At 67.1% G+C, this 18,836-nt stretch carries 17 protein-coding genes and 4 pseudogenes; 12 read left to right on the forward strand and 9 right to left on the reverse strand.

What is annotated here, in order from left to right; genetic code table 11:
• Nucleotides 1-162 precede the first annotated feature (162 nt).
• The gene (locus tag WKC72_RS19185; RefSeq protein WP_370184017.1) at nucleotides 163-1,272 is read right to left on the reverse strand and encodes an anti-sigma-D factor RsdA; all 1,110 of its coding nucleotides are present in this window, start codon (nucleotides 1,270-1,272) and stop codon (nucleotides 163-165) included.
• 572 nt (nucleotides 1,273-1,844) lie between these two features.
• Nucleotides 1,845-3,047, reverse strand: coding sequence for an NAD(P)/FAD-dependent oxidoreductase (locus tag WKC72_RS19190; protein WP_370184018.1), 1,203 nt, complete (start codon nucleotides 3,045-3,047; stop codon nucleotides 1,845-1,847).
• Between the two features lie 82 nt (nucleotides 3,048-3,129).
• Here WKC72_RS19190 and WKC72_RS19195 point away from each other — a divergent pair, with 82 nt between their 5' ends.
• The 4 genes and pseudogenes from WKC72_RS19195 (at nucleotide 3,130) to WKC72_RS19210 (ending at nucleotide 6,116) form a co-directional block, all read left to right on the forward strand.
• Entirely contained in the window at nucleotides 3,130-3,768 is a 639-nt protein-coding gene (locus WKC72_RS19195) for a TetR family transcriptional regulator (protein ID WP_370184021.1), read from the forward strand.
• Complete coding sequence (locus tag WKC72_RS19200; RefSeq protein ID WP_370184024.1) at nucleotides 3,765-5,456, forward strand: LLM class flavin-dependent oxidoreductase; 1,692 nt, start codon at nucleotides 3,765-3,767, stop codon at nucleotides 5,454-5,456. Before WKC72_RS19195 ends, WKC72_RS19200 begins: the two co-directional genes overlap by 4 nt.
• 278 nt (nucleotides 5,457-5,734) lie before the next feature.
• A pseudogene (locus WKC72_RS19205) lies at nucleotides 5,735-5,800 on the forward strand (hypothetical protein); the annotation flags it as partial.
• A gap of 58 nt (nucleotides 5,801-5,858) precedes the next feature.
• Nucleotides 5,859-6,116, forward strand: a complete 258-nt coding sequence (locus tag WKC72_RS19210; protein ID WP_370184026.1) for a DUF6308 family protein — start codon at nucleotides 5,859-5,861, stop codon at nucleotides 6,114-6,116.
• A gap of 31 nt (nucleotides 6,117-6,147) precedes the next feature.
• On the opposite strand, the gene WKC72_RS19215 is transcribed toward WKC72_RS19210, so the two are convergent.
• From WKC72_RS19215 to WKC72_RS19225, 3 genes and pseudogenes are all read right to left on the reverse strand, one after another.
• Nucleotides 6,148-6,471: an ester cyclase gene (locus WKC72_RS19215; RefSeq protein WP_370184398.1), complete on the reverse strand. Its 324-nt coding sequence runs from the start codon at nucleotides 6,469-6,471 to the stop codon at nucleotides 6,148-6,150.
• Nucleotides 6,472-6,621: 150 nt separating this feature from the next.
• Complete coding sequence (locus WKC72_RS19220) at nucleotides 6,622-8,163, reverse strand: alpha/beta fold hydrolase (protein ID WP_370184028.1); 1,542 nt, start codon at nucleotides 8,161-8,163, stop codon at nucleotides 6,622-6,624.
• Nucleotides 8,164-8,479: 316 nt separating this feature from the next.
• A pseudogene (locus WKC72_RS19225) lies at nucleotides 8,480-8,767 on the reverse strand (integrase core domain-containing protein); the annotation flags it as partial.
• A gap of 44 nt (nucleotides 8,768-8,811) precedes the next feature.
• Here WKC72_RS19225 and WKC72_RS19230 point away from each other — a divergent pair.
• A pseudogene (locus WKC72_RS19230) lies at nucleotides 8,812-9,366 on the forward strand (transposase); the annotation flags it as partial.
• Nucleotides 9,367-9,582: 216 nt separating this feature from the next.
• Here the strand turns inward: WKC72_RS19230 and WKC72_RS19235 are convergent.
• Nucleotides 9,583-10,644 carry a YbhN family protein gene (locus tag WKC72_RS19235; protein ID WP_370184030.1) on the reverse strand — a complete coding sequence of 354 codons (1,062 nt, stop codon included), beginning with the start codon at nucleotides 10,642-10,644 and terminating at the stop codon, nucleotides 9,583-9,585.
• A 264-nt stretch (nucleotides 10,645-10,908) separates the two neighbouring features.
• Here WKC72_RS19235 and WKC72_RS19240 point away from each other — a divergent pair.
• The 4 genes and pseudogenes from WKC72_RS19240 to phoU all read left to right on the forward strand — a co-directional run bounded on the left by WKC72_RS19240 (nucleotide 10,909) and on the right by phoU (nucleotide 14,486).
• Nucleotides 10,909-11,153: pseudogene (locus WKC72_RS19240) on the forward strand (DUF4193 family protein).
• Between the two features lie 962 nt (nucleotides 11,154-12,115).
• On the forward strand, nucleotides 12,116-13,120 hold the full coding sequence (locus tag WKC72_RS19245) for an anion permease (protein ID WP_370184033.1): 1,005 nt from the start codon (nucleotides 12,116-12,118) through the stop codon (nucleotides 13,118-13,120).
• Nucleotides 13,105-13,761: a hypothetical protein gene (locus tag WKC72_RS19250; RefSeq protein WP_370184036.1), complete on the forward strand. Its 657-nt coding sequence runs from the start codon at nucleotides 13,105-13,107 to the stop codon at nucleotides 13,759-13,761. Before WKC72_RS19245 ends, WKC72_RS19250 begins: the two co-directional genes overlap by 16 nt.
• A 77-nt stretch (nucleotides 13,762-13,838) precedes the next feature.
• A complete protein-coding gene (gene phoU / locus WKC72_RS19255) occupies nucleotides 13,839-14,486 on the forward strand; it encodes a phosphate signaling complex protein PhoU (protein ID WP_370184038.1) in 648 nt (215 codons plus the stop codon).
• A 91-nt stretch (nucleotides 14,487-14,577) separates the two neighbouring features.
• On the opposite strand, the gene WKC72_RS19260 is transcribed toward phoU, so the two are convergent.
• Nucleotides 14,578-14,943: an ArsR/SmtB family transcription factor gene (locus WKC72_RS19260; RefSeq protein ID WP_370184041.1), complete on the reverse strand. Its 366-nt coding sequence runs from the start codon at nucleotides 14,941-14,943 to the stop codon at nucleotides 14,578-14,580.
• Between the two features lie 4 nt (nucleotides 14,944-14,947).
• On the reverse strand, nucleotides 14,948-15,766 hold the full coding sequence (locus WKC72_RS19265; RefSeq protein ID WP_370184044.1) for a hypothetical protein: 819 nt from the start codon (nucleotides 15,764-15,766) through the stop codon (nucleotides 14,948-14,950).
• Nucleotides 15,767-16,009: 243 nt separating this feature from the next.
• Here WKC72_RS19265 and WKC72_RS19270 point away from each other — a divergent pair, with 243 nt between their 5' ends.
• From WKC72_RS19270 to WKC72_RS19280, 3 genes are all read left to right on the forward strand, one after another.
• Nucleotides 16,010-16,300, forward strand: coding sequence for a hypothetical protein (locus tag WKC72_RS19270; RefSeq protein ID WP_370184046.1), 291 nt, complete (start codon nucleotides 16,010-16,012; stop codon nucleotides 16,298-16,300).
• Entirely contained in the window at nucleotides 16,272-16,934 is a 663-nt protein-coding gene (locus WKC72_RS19275; protein WP_370184048.1) for a class I SAM-dependent methyltransferase, read from the forward strand. The genes WKC72_RS19270 and WKC72_RS19275 overlap by 29 nt, the downstream gene beginning before the upstream one ends.
• 96 nt (nucleotides 16,935-17,030) lie before the next feature.
• A complete protein-coding gene (locus WKC72_RS19280) occupies nucleotides 17,031-17,177 on the forward strand; it encodes a hypothetical protein (protein WP_370184051.1) in 147 nt (48 codons plus the stop codon).
• A 53-nt stretch (nucleotides 17,178-17,230) separates the two neighbouring features.
• Here WKC72_RS19280 and WKC72_RS19285 read toward each other — a convergent pair whose 3' ends face one another.
• Entirely contained in the window at nucleotides 17,231-18,805 is a 1,575-nt protein-coding gene (locus WKC72_RS19285; RefSeq protein WP_370184053.1) for a multicopper oxidase family protein, read from the reverse strand.
• Nucleotides 18,806-18,836 lie beyond the last annotated feature (31 nt).

The raw sequence follows: 18,836 nt of genomic DNA on the forward strand, positions 1-18,836 counted from the left end.
GAGGTCGGTCATGCGATCACTCCATCTGTTGTGAATGACTCAGCCGTGTCGTGCAGGGCGGCCCGCTCGATAGCACTTCGGTAAGGAACGCGGTCGTGGTGACAGCTCTGCCCGGGGACGATGACACGTCCCGGGGCCTTCGCCGATACGGCCGCCGAGTTCTCAGCTGGTCGGGACTGGCGGCGGCAGCGGTGCCGAAGAAGGCTCCGGCGGCGGCTGCTGGGTCGGGTTGTCCGGCGGCGTAGCCGGGGGCGGTTGCGGGGTCGGGTTGTCCGGCGGCGGAGGTGGGGGCGGTTGCGGGGTCGGGTTGTCCGGCGGCGGAGGCGGGGGTGGTTGTGTGGTCGGGTTGTCGGACGGGACAGGCAGGGGCGGCTGCGGAGGCGGGACCATCGTGATGGTGGGCTCAGGGCTGGTGGACGGCAACGTCTCGGGCGGAAGCGTGAGCGTCGTCGTGGGTAGCGGCGGCAGTGAAGTGGGCGGCAGTCCCGGAACCTGCATATCCGTGGGAAGGGTTCCCGGCAACTGCTCGACTCCCGGCGCCGTCGTGGAGCCGGGTGTGGCCGGCAACTCGGTGGTCTGGGTCGGCGTGTCGGTGGTGGTGGTACCGGGCGTGGTCGTCGCAGGCGGCGTGGTGGGAGCGATCTTCTCGACCTCCGCGGCGAGCTTCGCACGCCACGCGTCGAGTTCGGTGCGCATGTCGGCGTCACGTACCCCGCCGGCACGGTCGGCGGCGCTCTCGAGCAGGTTCTTCGCCGCCTCCGCGTCGCCCGCGGCGATCAGCCGCTCGGCCTCCTGCAGCTGCGACGTGGTGTCGATCTGCGCGACGGTCGAATCGGCCTGCTGGCTGAACACGACCGACTTGACGCTCCACAGCGGATCGCCGGGTGCGGCGTTGTACGAGAAGATGGTGGCGCCACCCATGACGACTGCGATCGCGGCGGCAGCGCCTGCGATCGGTCGCAACAAGCGGAGCTTGCCGCGGGCGGCGCTGCGTGCGGAACGGGCGTCCGAGGCGTCGATCGCCGCGATCACGTCGTCGAGCAGCGGCCCGGTCGGCATCGGCGTCGCGACGATGTCGGCGCGCCAATTGGTCAGCAGAAGCGCGAGCTGGTCCTGTTCCGGCGAATCCGTTGCGACGGGACCGCCGGCGGCGATCGCGTCGATCAAAGCGTCGTCGCGGCGCACTGCCGCGACGTCCACCGGTGCGTCGTCTCCTGGGAGATCGGCATCGGGATTGCCGTTGCGCTTGATGCCCCTAGCCAAACTTCTCACCTGCCCTCGTCACTCGCGATGGCTCGTGTCGAGCCACGCGGACAACTCCCGTGGCACTACCCCATCTCCCGGTGCTTCTCCGGCGGCGTGCTCAGCAGTCCGTTCATTTGCCTGCTCGCTTCCGAGTCCAGCGCCCGCAGTTCGGGTCCGTCATCGTTGACTATGACATCTAGTACGTCGGTGACGGGCTCCGACTTGTTACCGCATGTCAGAGAAGAGCGACAAGAAATCGGGGCCCTCCGTGTCGGTTGTGGGTTCGTCGGTGTCGTCCGCACACCGTCGGTTGCCGCACGACCACACCCGTCCTCTTTGGGCCGACCCCGGCGCACTCGGGCGGTCCTGAGGCCCTGGGCCGGGGTCGACGTTTTGCAGGGTCGTCTTCGGGTGGACGATCCTCCTGGTTGGATTATTCCACCGGTGGCCGGTATTCGGCGAGGCTCAGCAGTTGTCGCGTTCACGATCTCGGTGGCGAGGATCTCCTGGCGGAGGGCTTCGAGTTGCCGGATGTGGTTGCGTATCTTCATGTCCGGGTTTGACGTGCCGGCCATCGACCACGTGAAAAGGAATGCGCGCTACGCGTGGGCTTGTGCGAGTACCGACGCGATGCGCGGCGCAGAGTAGACGTCTCGAATGGGCACCGACCCACCGAGGACGCCGAAGATCCGTTCGACTACCTCCGGTTGGGTCGCAGCCGCTCTGTAGAACGCCGTGAGTCCGTTCGAGAGCGGCGCGAGGCGGGCCGTGTTGAGCGCAAGTTCGAAGCCGTTGGCGGTGAGCTGGTCGCGCTGACGTGGGTAGTCGCCGAGTGCGTCGTCGACGGGACGGCCGGCGCGCGCGCTGTGGATGGCCTCCGCGAGCAGGTCGGCGCTGAGGAATGCATCGGCGATGCCCATCCCCGTGGAGGGGTCTTTGTGGTGGCCGGCATCGCCGAGCAGCGCCCATCCCGGTCCGACCGATGTTCGGTACTGGTTGGGTAGGTCGGCGGTACCGACGAAACGTTGTTCGCGGTGGCCGGAGGCGACCGTGTCACGCAGACCTGGCACCAGATCGAGGGCGGCATGAAAGCTTCGGTCGAGGTCTGTGCGGACGCGCGCAAATTCCCGGCGGGGCCAACCGACGTAGATGCAGGTGAGTCCGTCGTTGGTGGGCCAGACCAGGATCAGCTGGCCGGTTCGGGCGTGGAACGACGCGCGCACATCGCCGAGGCCACTCCAATAGGAGTAGTACACGCACGTCAGCGGCGGATGGTGGTTGTAGACACGAGCAGCGACTCGTCGCGCGACGGTCGAGTGCAGACCATCGGCCCCGACGACCAGCGGTGCCCGCAGCGACAACGAGCCGCCGCCGCCTCGGCGACGGCCGCGCACGCCCGATGCCCGACCATCCGCCCACACCACGTCGTCGACGACGACGCCGTCGATGAGTTCGGCGCCCGCCTCGACGGCCGCCTCGACCAGCACCGTGTCGAGGACGGTCCGCCGCGGGCAGTACACGGCCGTCTGCCCCTCGACGCCAGGTCCGATACCCGACATTTGCACGGGACCGACGTCGAAGGTGATCTGCTCGATCGGTGCGCAGCCGCGGGCGTGCAACCGATCGAGCAACCCCCAATCCCGCAGTCGGAACGCGGCACGTTGCCACAGGAAATGGGTGGACATGGTGTCGCTGGGAAACGACGCTCGATCGACCACCGCGACACGGTGCCCACCGCGTGCCAGAAGCATCGCCAACGACGCGCCTGCGCACCGGGCGCCCACCACGATCACGTCGTACATCGGGCCTTCTCCTTCGGGCCGGTCTGAATGGCCGTCTGAAACAAAGATAGCACGATCGTTCGTACTGTACTAGGATGAGTTCATGGCACAGAAGCGGAACACGACCCCAGGGGCCAAGACGCGGGAGATCGTGCTGCACGCGGCCGCCGACGTCGCATCGATCGATGGTCTGGACGGACTCACCATCGGGCATCTCGCGAGCCTGACCGGGATGAGCAAGAGTGGGCTGTTCGCCCACTTCGGGTCGAAGCAAGACCTCCAACTGGCCACCATCGAGGTCGCGCGCCAGCGTTACGTGCGCGAGGTGGTCACACCGGCGCTCGGGTCGGGTCCGGGCATGCAACGCCTCACCGCACTCTGTGAGTCGTTCCTGTCGTATGTCGAACGGGGAGTCTTCCCGGGGGGATGCTTCTTCGCCGCCGCGATGGCCGAGTTCGACGGCAAGACGCCCGGCCCGGTGCGTGACGCCGTTGCCGAGTGCCAGCGCCAGTGGATGGGGACCCTCGCGCAGGCGGCACGCGAGGCACAGCAATCCGGTGAGTTGTGCACCGACACCGATCCGGACCAGCTCGCGTTCGAGCTGGAAGGCACACTGCTGGCGGCCAACTCGTATTTCCATCTCTTCGCCGACACGCGTTATCTCGACCGCGCCCGCCTCGCGGTGCGTACACGCCTGGCGAGTGGAGAATCGACACCAGAACGGACGGCAACCCGCGCATGAGCACCCACACAACCGACGTCGTCGCCGCCGGCGTCAGCGCTACCCGGCGCGGCCTCGGCATCTGCGTGACCCCACTGGAAACGCGCCGTGACGTGATACTGCACGTCGCCCGCCGCGCCGAAGATCTCGGCTATGACGGGTTCTACCTCGCCGAAGGGTGGAGCCAGGATGCCGCTGTCCTGCTCACCGAAATCGCCACCAGGACGGAGCGGATCACCATCGGTACCGGTGTGCTCAGCGTCTGGGGCCGCACAGCCGGAACCCTCGCGATGCTCGCCGCCAGCCTCGACCAGGTCTCACGCGGCCGTTTCGTCCTCGGCTTGGGGGCAAGCAGTCCACAGCTCGTCGAAGGACTGCACGACCAATCGTTCACCGCGCCGGTGGCGAAGCTGCGCGCGGTTACCGCACAGGTCCGTCGACTGCTCGACGGCGAGCGGGTCCTGCCGACGGCGACCCACGACCACCGGCCCCTGCGGCTGGGTGTCGCCGCGCGCACCGGCCTGCCGATTTACCTCGCCGGACTCGGCAACAAATCCATCCAGCTCGCCGGCGAACTGGCGGACGGCTGGACGCCCTTCCTGGTCCCGCGGTCGTGGCTGCCCCGCGGAATCGACCTGCTCCAGCAGGCGGGCGCCCGATCCGGACACACCACACGCCCCTTGGTGTGTCCGGCAGTTCCCACCGCCGTCGCGGCCGATCAGGCAACGGCCCGCGAGATCGCGTCCTGGTGGATCGCGTCCTGGTGGATCGCGTTCTACCTCACCAGCATGGGCTCGCTCTACCGCCGTTCGCTGAGCGAACGGGGATACCACCACCAGGTCGAGGCCGTGCTCGCCGGCAACCCGACCCACGACACCACCGACGTGCCGGCCGCAGCCCATGTTCTGCTCGACGAGCTCACCGTCTGGGGCACACCCGACAGCTCACATGTGGAGTTCTTCGTCCGCGTCATGAGCTCGGCATCAACCGTCGCTCTCAACGCCGGCTACGCCCTGGCGCTGTCCCCGGCCGACCCGCATGGACTCCGTTCGGAGATCAGCTTCGATGGCGCCATCGTCGTCGATCCCGTACCTGGAAACTATGTAGTCGACCGCGCAATCCAGGCATCGCGTCCCCTCGTAACAATCGGCCACCTGGACGGTGTCGCCTCCACCATCATCGACAACGACTTCGAAACCGCCGTCCGCGGTGTACTCGACCATTTCTGGGCAAACGGCGCCCGCAGACCAGCTCTGGTCAGTAGCCCCATCGACGCCTCGTACGCCACCCGCTGCGTCGCGGAATACGAACGGTGGTGCGCTGAGCACCACCTCCCAGCACAGGTCGTCGTCACGAAAAGTGGACTCTCAGACGAAAGCGGCAGGCTCGCCGCGCTCGATCTGCTCGCGCAACCGGAACCGCCGGACGCAGTTTTTGCCACCCTCCATCGACTCGCACTCGGCGTCGTCGCCGGCGCACAACAATCGAACGTCGACATCCCGCAAGACCTGATGGTCGCCGGGCTCGGGGACAGCGAAGCCGCCGCACACCACCGAATACCAATCAGCTCGGTCGATCTCGAGCCGACCATGCTCGGACGACTGGCGGCGGAAGCACTGATCCGTCGGATCGAGACACACGAAATCCCGCCAAATAGAACAGTTCCCAGCACGCTGATCGTCCGAACATCAAGCACACGCTCGCAATAAAACATTGCGGGACTAGAAGAGCCGTACCCGGGCACCACGAAGGGTGCCCAGCCGCACCGTGCGCCAGAGCGCTCCGCCGGAGTATTACGGCCGCCCGTACCTGGGCGAAGACGCCTACGCGGGCGCGCACTTCGACGCCTGGTCCAGCTCCGGTAATCGGGCGGGGAGGCGGACCGGTTCACCGCAAACGATCTGGTCGCGGCGGGTGTTCCTGTCGGTGCGCGGCGCGGGCGATCCTGCACACCGAGGCGGAGGCGCTGAACGCCCCTCTGCCGGCGGTGGACCCGGACCGGGACCTGGTCGACGAACCGGACCCGATCCCCCCGGGATGGCCCGCCTGGGACCTGGAAACGGCCCTGTGGGCGCTGCCGGGGATCGGCCGGACGAAGGCCACGAAGCTGATTGCCCCGCAAACGTCCCCGGCTGTACCCGATCTGGGACTCGGTGGTCAGTCAGGTCCTGTGCACCGAGCGAGCACATCTGAACCCGGTCCGGGAGGCGCTGCGCGCCGACGACGGGGCGTTGCACCGCCGACTGGTGTCGATCCGGAAGAAGGCCGGCCTGCCGGAGGAGATCTCCGCACTGCGCGTCTTCGACGTCATCGCATGGATGGACGGCAAGAACCGCCGCCTGGGCGAGCCCTCTGACCTGGAAAGATGACACGTCCCGGACTGAGGGGAGGTGCCGCGGCTCAGGAGCGGGTGAGGCGGGATCTGAGTTTGTGCATGCTGACCATGATCTTTTCTGCGGTGCTTCCGGGTTCGGGGACCATGCCCAGCTGTATGGCGATGTCGATCATGATGACGATGATCCGTAGTTCGGCGATCTTGCCGTCGCGGTATTCGTGGATGTCGACGCCGTCGAATTCGAGCTGTTTGCCGGTGGCGGGGATGCCGGGCGGGTCGATGGTGCCCTGGTGGGTGGCGGTCGCCTTCCACCAGTAGGCGGCGCCGGGGCCGTCACCCGCGATATGTGCGTGTGGTCGACCTCCCCTGCCGTCGCCCGCCGACCCCAGCTCGGAACGCTCGGAGACCGATCAGCAGCGTTCGTTCTTGCTCAGTGGTGGTCCCGCTGACACCCTGGGCGGCGAGCCGAGGATCAGGAAGAGGCAGCGGCGTCAGGCGCGACAACTCAGGGCCACCGACGGCGAACACCTCGGTGGTCATCAGGGTGGCGGGAGAATGTCGTATGCCGGCGGTTGCGTCGTGTCCGTGCAGGAGGTGTTCGGCTTCTCCGGATTGTCGAAAAACGACGCGATGATCTCGGCTCCGCACGGTGGCTCTGCATACACACCGTGTGCAGCTCCGGGCACTACCGCGACTATGGATTGCGAGAGATCCTTCGCGATGTAGTCGCCCCACACCGCTCCGGTCTGTCCGTCGTAGGTACCCGACAGCACAAGCGAAGGGATGTCACTGACGGTGATGTCTCGGATCGAGTCAGGGGCCTTCGGCACGTCCCACACCTGGCAGGCGTCGCGCAGGAACGGCAGCTGTGGCGCTTGGGCCCGAACGGGCTCCGGGAGTTCAGGGAATTCCTTTTCCGCCTGTTGCATTGACTGCTCGACGGTCTCGAACGGGATCCATTCACGGCACCAAATGCTCAGGGTGAGGCCCCAATGGAGTGCGCCCCTCTCCGGATGCCCCCACACTTCGGCCCACCGCGACGCGATGGGCTGCGCATTCCCGTGTGCGAGCTCATCGACCGTTGATGGGAACTCTTTCGGTAGATGGGTAGCCACGGGGACAAACCAGTTCAGCAGCATTCCGCCGTCGACGACAACCTTCGTCTCTCCTACACCCTCAACGTTGACCGTCGTGGTGATGGGCTTCGCCTCGAGCTCATTGACCAGTCGGATGAACGTTGCCCCCAGGTCGGGATAGCGCTTGTTGCATGCCGGTTGGTCCTCGCACGCTGTGACCATGTTGTCGAATGCTTGGCGAGCGCTGGCCCAGGTCCACCCCAGGGCAGCAGCCGAGGGAGGCGTCACGCCGTCGAACACGATCGACTTGACAGCGTCGGCGTCTTGACGCATGTAGATCAGCGCAAGGTCGGTACCGTACGAGTGGGAGAACACATTCCACTTCTCGAGGCCGAGTGCCTTGCGTAGGTCGATCAGGTCATGGGTGCTCTCGGTCGAATTGAATGCCGAGAGGTCAACGGTGGGAGCCAGGCGGTCGTGGCACTCCTTCACCGCTTCTACGTACGCATCCCGTGTGGACTCAGCGTTCCACGCCATTCCGATCCTGTGGGCGAAGAACTCGAAAATCTCCGGGCAGGGCAATGGGGAGCTGGACGTGATGTTGCCGCGCTGTCCCATCAGGATCAGATCGCGATCATGGTTCAGCGGGACGTCCGGGTTGATCGGGGGATCGGTGACCGCATCCTGACCGGGCCCGCCCATGAGAAAGACGATCGGAGCCTTGGCCGGCGGCTGCGTTTGCGACGGAACGATCGCAACTGCCAAGCGCAAGGATCCGCTGTCTTCTCTGGTGCGGTTCACCGGTACCGACAATTCCCCGCAGCGAGCATTCTCCAGCAGTGGGACCGGATTTGGCGTCTTCGCGCACGGCCCCTCGACAAATGCCGCCGGCGGATGAGCCACAGTCGTCGGTGGCGCACCGGACGGATCGGAATTGCTGCTACATGCTGAGCTGGCGAGAATCGAGACAAACGCAATCGCCGTTATTTGGTTCACAAACCGCATGTCAACCACCCTGAAATGGCGACCGCCCGAACCTTGTGTTCGGGCTCGGCCCGAGTATTTACTCGGATAAATCCTGGCACACCCCTAGCAGTGGGAGCGCCGTTACCGGTGAAGCGGCCACACAGGCCGCTGAAATCACGAGGGCAGCATGCAACCCGGCCTGGTCAAGGAGGCGTAACGGGCTCAACGGCGTTCTGCGGTCATAGTGCCCGTCTTGGCCATCGGTTTATCGGACTCCACGTCCAACACGGCGGGAGTTGGGCGGGTTAACGATCGGGACTGCCCCCACCCTGGTTGACACACGGGGTGTGCAGTTTCAGGCCGCGTGTGCGGTCTGATGGAGCGTCTCATATTCGACGGGTGTCAGTCGACCGAGACCGCGCTGCCGGCGACGCCGGTGGTAGGTCTTCTCAATCCACTCGACGATCGCCAACCGTAGTTCCTCACGGCTGCTCCAGTGGCGCCGGTCGGGGACGTTGCGTTGCAGCAACGCGAAGAACGATTCCATCGCGGCATTGTCACCACATGCCCCAACCTTCCCCATTGATCCTTGTAAACCATTGCAGGTCAGCAATTCTACGAAGATTCCGGAACGGAACTGACCAGGCTCAACCGGTGGAAGCAACACTCGATAACGGAGGTGTGGGAATGGGACGACCACCCGGGTGGGCAGCAGCGTTGACAGGGCGTGCGGTGATGCGGTCACCGGGACGGCCTCCGATACGCGGAGATCTAGAGCGGGCATTCTGGACGCGGATCGCCGAGGGTCTCACGAGCGACGACGCAGCGACCACATGCGGCGTGTCGGGGCCGGTGGGGACACGGTGGTTCCGCCAGGCTGGTGGGATGCCACCGATCGAGTTGACCCCGCCATCGGGGAGGTACCTGTCGTTCGCCGAGCGTGAGGATATCGCGCTGTTGAGAGCCAAGGGTATGAGTATGCGCGGCATCGCTGACCGGATCGGACGGTCCCCGTCGACGATCTCGCGGGAGTTGCGGCGGAACGCCGCCACCCGCAATGGCAAGCTCGAATATCGCGCGTCGACCGCGCAGTGGAAGGCCGATCTCGCCGCGAGGCGCCCGAAGCCGGCGAAGCTCGCCGAACACGATCGGTTACGAGAATATTTGCAGGACAAGCTGTCCGGTGTGATTCGTGCCGACGATGGAACCGTGGTGTCCGGTCCGGATGCGGCTTGGATCGGCCGAACTGCATCGACGCGGGTGCCCGGCCTCGTTGGCTAACGGAACCGTTGACGGCCACGAGGTCGGACTGCCGCAGTGTGGCTTCTTCGAATGTCATGGTGATGGCAGGTTTGGTGTGTGCAGTCCGTCGATCCCCGACTACGGCGGGTCCGGCGAGTGCGTTGATGTCGGTGTCGGGCAATCGGCGTCTGGTCGTGCGCTCGCCGCGCGAGAGTTCTACTTTCGGCGGCGCCACAGCGGTGCGAGGTCTGGGCCCTCGTCGCCCTGCTGTTGCGCACCCCGGAAGCGTGCCGCGAAGACGATCCAGCCGATGGCGGCCATGAACAGGAAGCTGACCAGCCGGTAGACGACGATCGCGGACACCGCTTCGGCGCCGGTCATTCCGCTGGCGGTCAGTGCGGGGACGAGTACGGCGTCCATGACACCGAGCCCGGCGGGCAGGAGTGGGATGGCCGAACGGGCGGCGTTGCCCGCCGCGTACGCGACGGCGAGTCCGGCGAACCCGGGATGGGCGCCGACCGCGTAGCACGCGAAGGTGAGGCATGCGGCGTCGGCGATCCAGTTGAACAGCGACCACCCGAACGCGCGGGCGGTGTCGCGGCGATCCATCCGGACGGCGCTCATCTGGTTCACGATGTGCTTCCACTGGCGAACACCGGTCAGCGGTGGCTTCTTTTGGAGCGTGTTGAATCCGCGTAGCGCGGTGATGCCGACGCCTTCGAGGGCGTCGGGCCGTGATGCGGCGTACTGGGCCACGACGAGGAAAGCGCACAGGCCGCCGAACGTGAAGATCAGCGAGAACGGGTTGGTCTTAGCCCCGACGAGCAGTGCGCCCGCCAGTCCGACGAGCGCCAGGCCGATTGCCTGGAGGACGCCGGCCATCACCAGTTGCCACGTCGCTACCATCGGTGAGGCACCCCAGAGGCGCGTCTGCCGGTACCTGAACGTCGTCGCCAGAACCGGCCCACCCGGCAGGGTCACGCTCATCGAATTGGAGGCGAAGGTAACCGACAGCGCCTGCCGCTGCCTGATGTGCACGCCGGCGACGCCCAGCAGGCAGCGCTGGAGCCGAGCGAAGCTCCACATCGAAGCCAGCGACGCCACGACCGCCGCGGCCACCCATCCCCATTCGAGGTCGCCGAGGTCGCGGACGCTCTTCGAGAGGTCCGGCCAGATGAGGACGATTTCCACCGCGAGCACGACGACGAGCAGGCCGCCGATCACCCATTCGACCCGGCGCCTGCGGGGCGTCGGGCGGGTGTTTTCGGCGTCAGTCATACGCGTCCATTACACATGGCGCGGTGATTGCACCGTGTACTTGCCATCGATGTCCTGTTTCTGCGCGGTGACGAACCGGCGCTCCCTGCCTCAGGTGGCCAAAGACTCTGTCGCCGCTTCGGTGGTGGTCTTAGGCATCGAGCTAACAAACCCGTTTCCCCAGAAAATCTGCGAGGTAGGCGTGGTTAGCGGCTACGATGCGGCCCGAGAAGCGCCCGGCCCGACGACGACGTCGACGACGACGTCGAGGGCGACGACGATTCGGTGGGGCAGCTGCCCGCCAGTCGTCGGGGCTGATGTCGGGAATCGGCGAGGACGCTGAGGACGACGCTCAGATCGAGTCGTTCCAGCTTCCGGGAGCGGACCTGTCCGCCGAGGAACTGGCCGTGCGGTAGTTCCCAGAAAAGCCGACGGATTCGTGTGTTCCGGGTGCTTCCTGGTTCACCGCTGCTCGCGGCTGGCAGCAACTTAAGGAAGGGATGAAATTCTGTCGCGACTGCGCCAGCTGACCCCGGCAATGGGGACAACAACGGAGTCGTTTGGTCGGTTAGCGCTGGTTGTGGCGCCACCTGAATCGCTTCTGGGTCCGATGTACGTGGCTGCGATTCGACCGCAGCTGGGCGAGGTCGGCCTGGCGGAACGTGCGCCGTATCCGGGTCGAGGAGTAGATCGCCGGCGAATGCTATCTGGTGCGCGCGGGGTTACCTGGACTCGAGATCCCCACCCGCGATGTGACCGTAGAGATCACTGGACGGGAATTGGTGATCGAAGCTCAACGCAACTTCCCTCGCACGTCTCCCGGGCGGTCGCAGTTCAGGTACGGTGCTTCGAGCGGACGATCGAGCTGTCGGTCGATGTCCGCGAGGATGATGCTACCGCCACGTGCGACGGGGGTATCGTCACCATCTCGTGCCCGGTGGCGTTGCCTTCTCGCCCACGGATAGTCCCTGTCGTCCGTGCAGGCGAACTGCACGGGCCAATGATGAAGGGGTCGAATCCACCGTGTCGGCAAGTCTTTCGGTCTCTGCCGTAGTGATCGTTGTCGGGGAATCATTGAGCACGTAACGGCTCGCGGCCCCTCGGTGCGCATCAGCCGATCGAGGGTGCACCGGGCCACCCGAATGCCCTGCCGATTCAGCCCTGCGTACGCCTTGCGGGCAACGAAATCGCTATAGCTCCCGGCATACACCCGGTGGGTCTGCGCGCGTCCCCGTTATCGGACTTGTATGGGCCGTGCTTCCGGCTCGCGACCGTTGAGCACGACGGACAGAAACCGACGGTTGTGTGGCCGCGTTCGTGCGCGCGGCGTCGTTGGGTGGCTCAGACTGTGGGCCAGGAGGTTTTGTGATGACAACTCTCCATCTCAGTCCGGTCCGGCACAATGTCGCGCCGCCGGCGGCTGGATCGGTGCCGCATACGCCTGACCGTCTGGCCTTCGGGTGCCAGTGCTTGGGTCCCCGGTACTGAGCCGATGGAGGTCGCCCTGCTCCTGGCGATCGCGACGGCGTTCGCGTTCGACCTGACCAACGGTTTCCACGATTCGGCGAACTCGATCGCCGCGCTCGTCGCCACCGGGGCTGCGCGGCCCGGACACGCGTTGATGCTTGCGGCGGCGGGGAACTTCGTGGGGCCGTTGCTTGTCGGCACGGCGGTCGCCGACACCGTTGGCGGGGTGGTGGAGCTGCCGGCGGAGGCGACGGTGACGGCGGTCGGTGCCGCACTGACCGCGGCGATTGCGTGGAACCTGCTGACCTGGTGGTTCGGGTTGCCGTCGAGTTCGTCGCATGCGCTGGTCGGCGGGTTGGTCGGCGCCTGTCTGATCGCCGCGGGCACGGGCGGGGTGCACTGGGGTGGGTTCACCGACGGCCGTCCCACGGGTGTCGTGGGAATCCTTGCGGGGCTGGCGCTCTCCCCGGTGATGGGGGCGCTCGCGTGTGCGCTGCTCGGGGCGCTCGCCTGGCGTGTGATGCGGCGGGCTCGGCGGCGTGCACTCGCTCCGGTGCGGGGTGCCGAATGGGGCACGGCCGCCGCGCTCGCGTTCAGCCACGGCGGCAACGATGCGCAGAAGACGATGGGTGTGATTACGCTGCTGCTGGTCGCGAGTGGACATCTGTCGGAGTTCACGGTGCCGCTGTGGGTCAAGCTTGCGGCCGCGACGAGCCTGACCGTCGGCACCGCGTTCGGAGGGTGGCGGATCGTGCGTACCGTGGGACGTGGAGTGTTTCGGATGACTCCGCTCGACGGTCTGGTGAGCCAATCCGGTGCCGCGGGAGTGATCCTCGGCGCCTCACTCGTCGGTGCGCCGGTGAGCACGACACATGTGGTCGCGGCCGGTGTGGTAGGTGTGGGGGCACAACACCGCACCCGGCACGTGCATTGGAGGGTGGTCAAGGAGATGGGCTTGGCGTGGGTGGTCACGTTGCCGGTGACCGCCCTGCTCGGGGCGGCACTGTTCCCGGTGTGGGAGGCGATCTGATGCGCTGGCCGCGCCTGCCGACCTCCTGGTTTCTGCCGCGTTCGTTCGACGTGCTCGGCATGCTGCGCGCACAGCTGGTGCTGGTGGAGCAGGGTATGCGGGTGCTGAACCGGTGGGGGCACGGCGAGGTCGCGACCCACGATGCGTCCGCGGAACTGCGCGTCGTCGCCGAGGCCGCGCGCGTGGCGCGTCGCGATCTTCATCATGCGGTGCGGGACAGTTTCAGCACGCCGATCGAGGCGGAGGATCTGTTCGAGTTGGGGGAGCGGCTCGGTGAGATCACCGAGGCCGGGTATGCGCTGATCCGGGAGTCGGAGCTGTCGTGTTCGGGGCCGACGTGTCTGGCCCCGGATCCGTACTTGGTGGGGTTGCTCGATTCACTCGCCGACGCGGCCGTTCCCCTCGCGGAGGGGCTGCGGGCGCTGCCGGGGGGTGCTGCGGCGAAGTACGCGGACCGCGCGATCGAGGCACTGTCGGGGGCCGAGCACGCCTACCGTGCGGCCATCGCGGACCTAGAGAACGAGCCCGACGTGCGGCGGGAGCTGCGCCGGCGGGAGTTGTATCGCCGAGCGGAGCATCTGCACGCGGCGATCCTGCGGGTCGCGCGGCGCACCGGCTACTCGGTGTACAAATCGCGCTGACGCCCCCCGCCGTCAGCGCGTCGCACCGCAGTGGTGTTGTCTGGTATGTCTTCGACTGGTGCACGAGGATGATGCGCATGCGGATGAAGTTTCACGAGCAACTCGACGAGCTGACAGACCGTCTGGCGTCGATGTGCCACCTGGCCGGGGATGCCGTCCGGGCGGCGACCGATGCTTTGGTGCTGGCGGACCTGCCCCTGGCCGAGCGGGTGTTCGACCTCAACGAACAGATCGAGGAGCTACGCGGTCCGTGCGAGGACCAAGCGATGGCGCTGCTGGCGTTGCAGGGCCCGGTGGCACGGGATCTGCGTCAGGTTGTCACCGGTGTGCACCTGGTGGCGGATCTGAGCCGGATGGGCGGGCTGGTGCAGCATGTGGCCGAAAGCGTCCGTCGCCGCCATCCCGAGCACGTCGCCTCCGGTGAGGCGGAGGAATTGCTCTCCCGGATGGGGCGGGTGGCGGCCGAGTTGGCCGGCCTCGCCGAACGGGTTCTGCGCACGCATGATCCCGAACTGGCCGCGGAGATTGGCAGACGCGACGACGAGCTCGACGGCCTGCATCGCCGGCTGCTCACCCTGATCGAGGATCCGGCCTGGACCGGCACCATCCCGGCCGCGGTCGATGTCACCTTGTTGGGGCGTTTCTACGAGCGCTTCGGTGACCATGCTGTCGTGGTCGGGCGCCGGGTGATTTTCCTGGTGACCGGGGAACAGATGTTCCCGTGAGCCCGGTCTGAGGAAGTACCGGCGACCTGATCGGGCTCTGCTCCGCTCCACCCGCGTCCCGTGCGTTCAGGTGTCAGCCGGGGCGGTGGACTTATTCGTGTGGGGGTTCGCCGGTGACGACGTGGTCGGCGTGGTTGATGCCCTCGCGGATCAGCCGGGACAGGTGTCCGTCGTGGATGCGGTAGATCACCCGGCGGCCCTCCTTGCGGGTGTCTACCAGTCCGGTGAACCGCAGTTTCGCCAGGTGCTGGCTGACCGCGGTCCGCGAGGCCCCGGTCTGCTCGATCAGCGCGGTCACATCGGCCTCGCCGCGGGTGAGGATCCACAGGATGTGCAACCGGATGGGGGCGGCGAGCATCCGGAAGGTTTCGGTGGCGGTGTCCAGGCGCTGGGAATCGGGCGCGACGGGGTGACTCAGGCTCGCCGCCGGGGCCACCGCCTCGGTCATCGGGTCCATCGCATTACCGCCTTCCCGCCACCACCGCCTCGACGAGCGGCGCGGTCCGTGCCGGCCAGGCCCGCGCGGCGACCGATCCTGCGAGTGTAGCGAGCACGGTCAACGCGACGGCCGCGGTGACCTGCCCGACCTGCGCGCCGGCCCACCCGGCGAGCGGGTAGGTGACGATGAAACAGGCGTGCGAGAGCGAGAACTGAGCGGTGAACACCGCGCTCCGGTCCTGCTCGTCGGATTCGTAACGCAGCAGCCGCGCCGACGGGGTGTTGATCATCGACGTCCCGGCGCCGAGCACGATCCAGATCCCGGCCAGCAGCACCCACCCCACCGACGGCGCGGGGGAGGCGAAGAGCATCAGCGTGGCCGCCGCGAGCCCGACCGGCAGGATCGCGGACCCGGCGAGCATCACCCGCCGATCCTCGGCGGCCACCAGCAGCCGCGGCAACGTCAGGGCCACCAGCATCGAACCACCGCCAAAGCAGCCCAGCGCCACCGCGACCCCGGTGTTCGACCCGCCGAGCAGATCTCGCACGTACACCACGGTGTTGACCACCACGAGCGCGGTCGCGGCGGCGACGACCATGTTCATTGCCAGCAATCCCCGCAGCACCGGGCGGCCCACCATTACCCGGGCCACTGCCGTGATGCGGTGGATCAGCGCCACCGCCGCCCGGATCGCGTCGGCCCCGACCAGCAGCACCTTCCGCGGCACCCGATCGGCGAGCGCCGAGATCACCGGCGCCGCCGCGACATAGGCGACCAACTTGATCGCCAACGCGGTCCCGAGCACCGCCCCGGCATCGGCGCCGGCCAGATCGTAGGTCAAAAGGCCCAGGGCCACAGTGAGCAGACCCGTGCCCCCGAGGCCACGCTCTGCGCGGCGAACAACCGGCCGAACGTGCGATGACGCAGCACCTCGAGCACCTTGGGGATCTCCAGACCTCTTCACAACTGCTACCGACCCGACCATAATCCTATATGTGCGCACTTGCGCAACCATGTGGGGTTTACGGGCCGGCTGAGGGAGAGGAACGTTCCGGGTAAGAACGCAGGTCAGCGAGGAGTTGTTGTGAGTGCGGCGTCGAGTCTCGAGGTCGAGGATCTGCGGTGGGGTTGGGCCCTGGCCGGATCGGTCGTCGGCTGCGGCGCGGTGCTGGTCCTCACCGTGCTCTACCTGATACCGGCCGCTGCCGCCGCCGGGCTCACCGGGCTGGCCATGTTCCACTTCGCCGGTCACCGCACCGCCGGGGCCCGACTGGCCTCGTTCGGGCTGGGGGTGTTAATCCCGGCCGCCGCCGGTGCGGCAATGGTGGGAATCAAGGGAGATCCCCGTGGGATTGGGTGCACGACTTCTCGGTGACCACAGTGGTCACGCGGACGACGCCAGCGGCGGACTGATCCGCCGGGCGCGGCTGTACGAACTCTGTTCCGCAGCCGTCTTTCTCGGCAGGCGCCGCCGGGTCTTCGACCGGTTGGTGTCCCTCAGCGGCGCCGGTCCGGGCGACCGCGTCCTCGATGTGGGTTGCGGCACCGGCTATTTCGCGACCCGACTTGCCGCGGCGGTGCAGCCGGGCGGCCGAGTCGACGGTATCGACCCGTCCCCGCCGATGATCGACTACGCCACCGGGCGGCGCGGCACCGCGCACGCCGGCTTCTCCGTCGCGGCCGCCGAACAGCTGCCCTTCCCCGACGCTTCCTTCGATGTGGTGACCTCGACCCTGGTCATTCACCACATCGCCCCGGGCGCCCGATCCGCGGCAGCGCGGGAAATGTCCCGGGTCCTGCGACCCGGGGGTCGGGTGCTTGTCGCCGATTTCCGTCCGCCGACCAACCCGATCGCGAACCACCTGATCGGGGCCCTCGCCGGGCACGCCATGCAGCACGCCCCGATTGACGAATTCTCCGTATTCCTCGACCAGGCCGGATTGCACACCACCACAACCGGCGAACAAAAACCCTGGCTGCGCTACCTTCAGGCGGACAAGGCCCAGTGAGCAGCGGAGCGAGTGTGGTTCTCCTCCCGGGTCGCGACGGCTCGCGAGAGGTGTGTGCGGCGGATGTGTCAGTTTCTAAGCCGAGCGTCGCATCACATGGGCGGCATAGTCATCGGCATGTTCATCATCGGCGGCAATATGCCCATCATGCGCATGCACATCATCATCGTGTCCATTCCCATTTTCCTCACCTCCTTTCTCGGATCCGGTGGTGGTGTCGTGGCGGCAACGGGAAGGCTCTAGACGTCGGTGGGCTGGTCGAGGGATCAATGCCGGGCCGATGACCGGCAGCCGCCTCAGCTGTCGTAGTCGAGGCGGGTCATCATTCCTGCTTCCTGGTGGTAGGCGTTGTGGCAGTGCAGCATCCAGTCACCGGGATTGTCGGCGACCACGTTCACCGGGACCGAGCGCATCGGCGGCACGATGACGGTGTCCTTGCGCGGGCCGGGGGTGCCGTCGGGTGTGACGATCTGGAAGGTGTGCCCGTGCAGGTGCATGGGATGCCACATCATCGTCATGTTCGTGAAGGTCAGCCGGGCGCGTTGACCTTGCCGGATCGTCAACGGCTCGGTCTGATCGTAGGGGCGGCCGTTGATGGTCCAGTGGTAGCCCATCATGCCCCCGCCGAGATCCGCGGACAGGTTCACTTCCGGGCGCCCCCCGGGCAGCTGGACGGTGTCGGCGGCGACGAAGGTGTCCACGGTCCCGACCCGGCCGTCGAGTTCGCGGGGGCGGAATCCCGGGCCGGGAGCGGATCCCGCGCCGGTGCGCAGCACGGCCCGGGCGTACGCGTTCTTGCCTTCGGCCGCCGCGACAAGGGGAAAGACACCGTCCCCGGCGGTGACGATCACGTCGTAGCGTTCACCCATGCCGAGCAGGAGGGTATCGACGTCGACCGGGGTTATCGGGTAGCCGTCGGTGTGGGTGACGGTCATGGTGTGCTCGGTCAGGGCGATGCGGAAGGCGGTGTCGGCGCCGGCGTTGATGATGCGGATCCGTACACGCTGGCCGGGTGCGGCCGTGAACGTCGTCGGTGCGGTCGGGATCCGGCCGTTGATCAGGTAGTACGGGTAGGTGATGTCGCCGGCGTCGCCGCCCAGGAGGCTGCTGGTGCCCACCCCGGTCGAGGTCGCAGTGGCGGTGTCGGCGCCGGATTGATCCGTGCCACCGCCCATTCCTCCCATTCCGGGCATGTTCCCCATGCCGCTTGGTCCGCCCATCGAGTCCATCCCACCCGATTGCAGGTTCGAGAAGATCTGCCGGGGGCCGGGGCCGATACCGTCGGTCCAGTCGTCGAGGACGACGATCCATTCGGCGTCGTAGTTGCCGGGTTCGTTCGGGTCGTCGACGATGACGGGAAGGTAGAGCCCGTAGTCGGTGTCGAGGCCGACGTGCGGGTGCGCCCAGTAGGTGCCCGCATGCGGCACCGAGAATCGGTAGGTGAAGCGTTGACCCGGTCCGATGTCCCGGCTGGCGAGGCTGGCCCCGTCCATGTCGTTGCGCAGCGCAATGCCGTGCCAGTGCACCGAGGTCTCGTGGTCGAGGCCGTTGGTTAGGGCGGCAACTATCTCGTCGCCGACGTTGGCCCGAATCGTCTTCCCGGGAACGGCGTTGCCGTAGGCGAGGGTGCGCACGTGTATCCCGCCGAGGTCGATGTCGGTGGTCTGCGGGTTCAGGGCGGCGTCGACGGTGCGGCCTGTGTGCGACCGTGCCGCCTCGGCAGCGGAGACGGCGTCCGCGGCGACCGGATGCGGGCCGGGGGAGGATGAGTCGCGGGTGCAGGCGGCGAGGGCGAGGCCACCCAGTCCCGCGGCGGCGGTGAGGAAGGCGCGCCGGTTGAGGCCGAATCCGTTGTCAGGCACGTTGGTCACGGGATTCTCTCTCGCACTGCGCCCAGTACAC

It is taken from the genome of Rhodococcus wratislaviensis (genome assembly GCF_041228765.1).
Lineage (GTDB): Bacteria > Actinomycetota > Actinomycetes > Mycobacteriales > Mycobacteriaceae > Rhodococcus_F > Rhodococcus_F wratislaviensis.

Excerpts from the sequence above, each read along its gene's own strand:
- WKC72_RS19190 (WP_370184018.1), bottom strand. The coding sequence starts at position 3,047 with ATGTACGACGTGATCGTGGTGGGCGCCCGGTGCGCAGGCGCGTCGTTG.
- WKC72_RS19195 (WP_370184021.1), top strand. The coding sequence starts at position 3,130 with ATGGCACAGAAGCGGAACACGACCCCAGGGGCCAAGACGCGGGAGATC.
- WKC72_RS19200 (WP_370184024.1), top strand. The coding sequence starts at position 3,765 with ATGAGCACCCACACAACCGACGTCGTCGCCGCCGGCGTCAGCGCTACC.
- WKC72_RS19220 (WP_370184028.1), bottom strand. The coding sequence starts at position 8,163 with ATGCGGTTTGTGAACCAAATAACGGCGATTGCGTTTGTCTCGATTCTC.
- WKC72_RS19235 (WP_370184030.1), bottom strand. The coding sequence starts at position 10,644 with ATGACTGACGCCGAAAACACCCGCCCGACGCCCCGCAGGCGCCGGGTC.
- WKC72_RS19245 (WP_370184033.1), top strand. The coding sequence starts at position 12,116 with ATGGAGGTCGCCCTGCTCCTGGCGATCGCGACGGCGTTCGCGTTCGAC.
- phoU (WP_370184038.1), top strand. The coding sequence starts at position 13,839 with ATGCGGATGAAGTTTCACGAGCAACTCGACGAGCTGACAGACCGTCTG.
- WKC72_RS19260 (WP_370184041.1), bottom strand. The coding sequence starts at position 14,943 with ATGGACCCGATGACCGAGGCGGTGGCCCCGGCGGCGAGCCTGAGTCAC.
- WKC72_RS19280 (WP_370184051.1), top strand. The coding sequence starts at position 17,031 with ATGGGCGGCATAGTCATCGGCATGTTCATCATCGGCGGCAATATGCCC.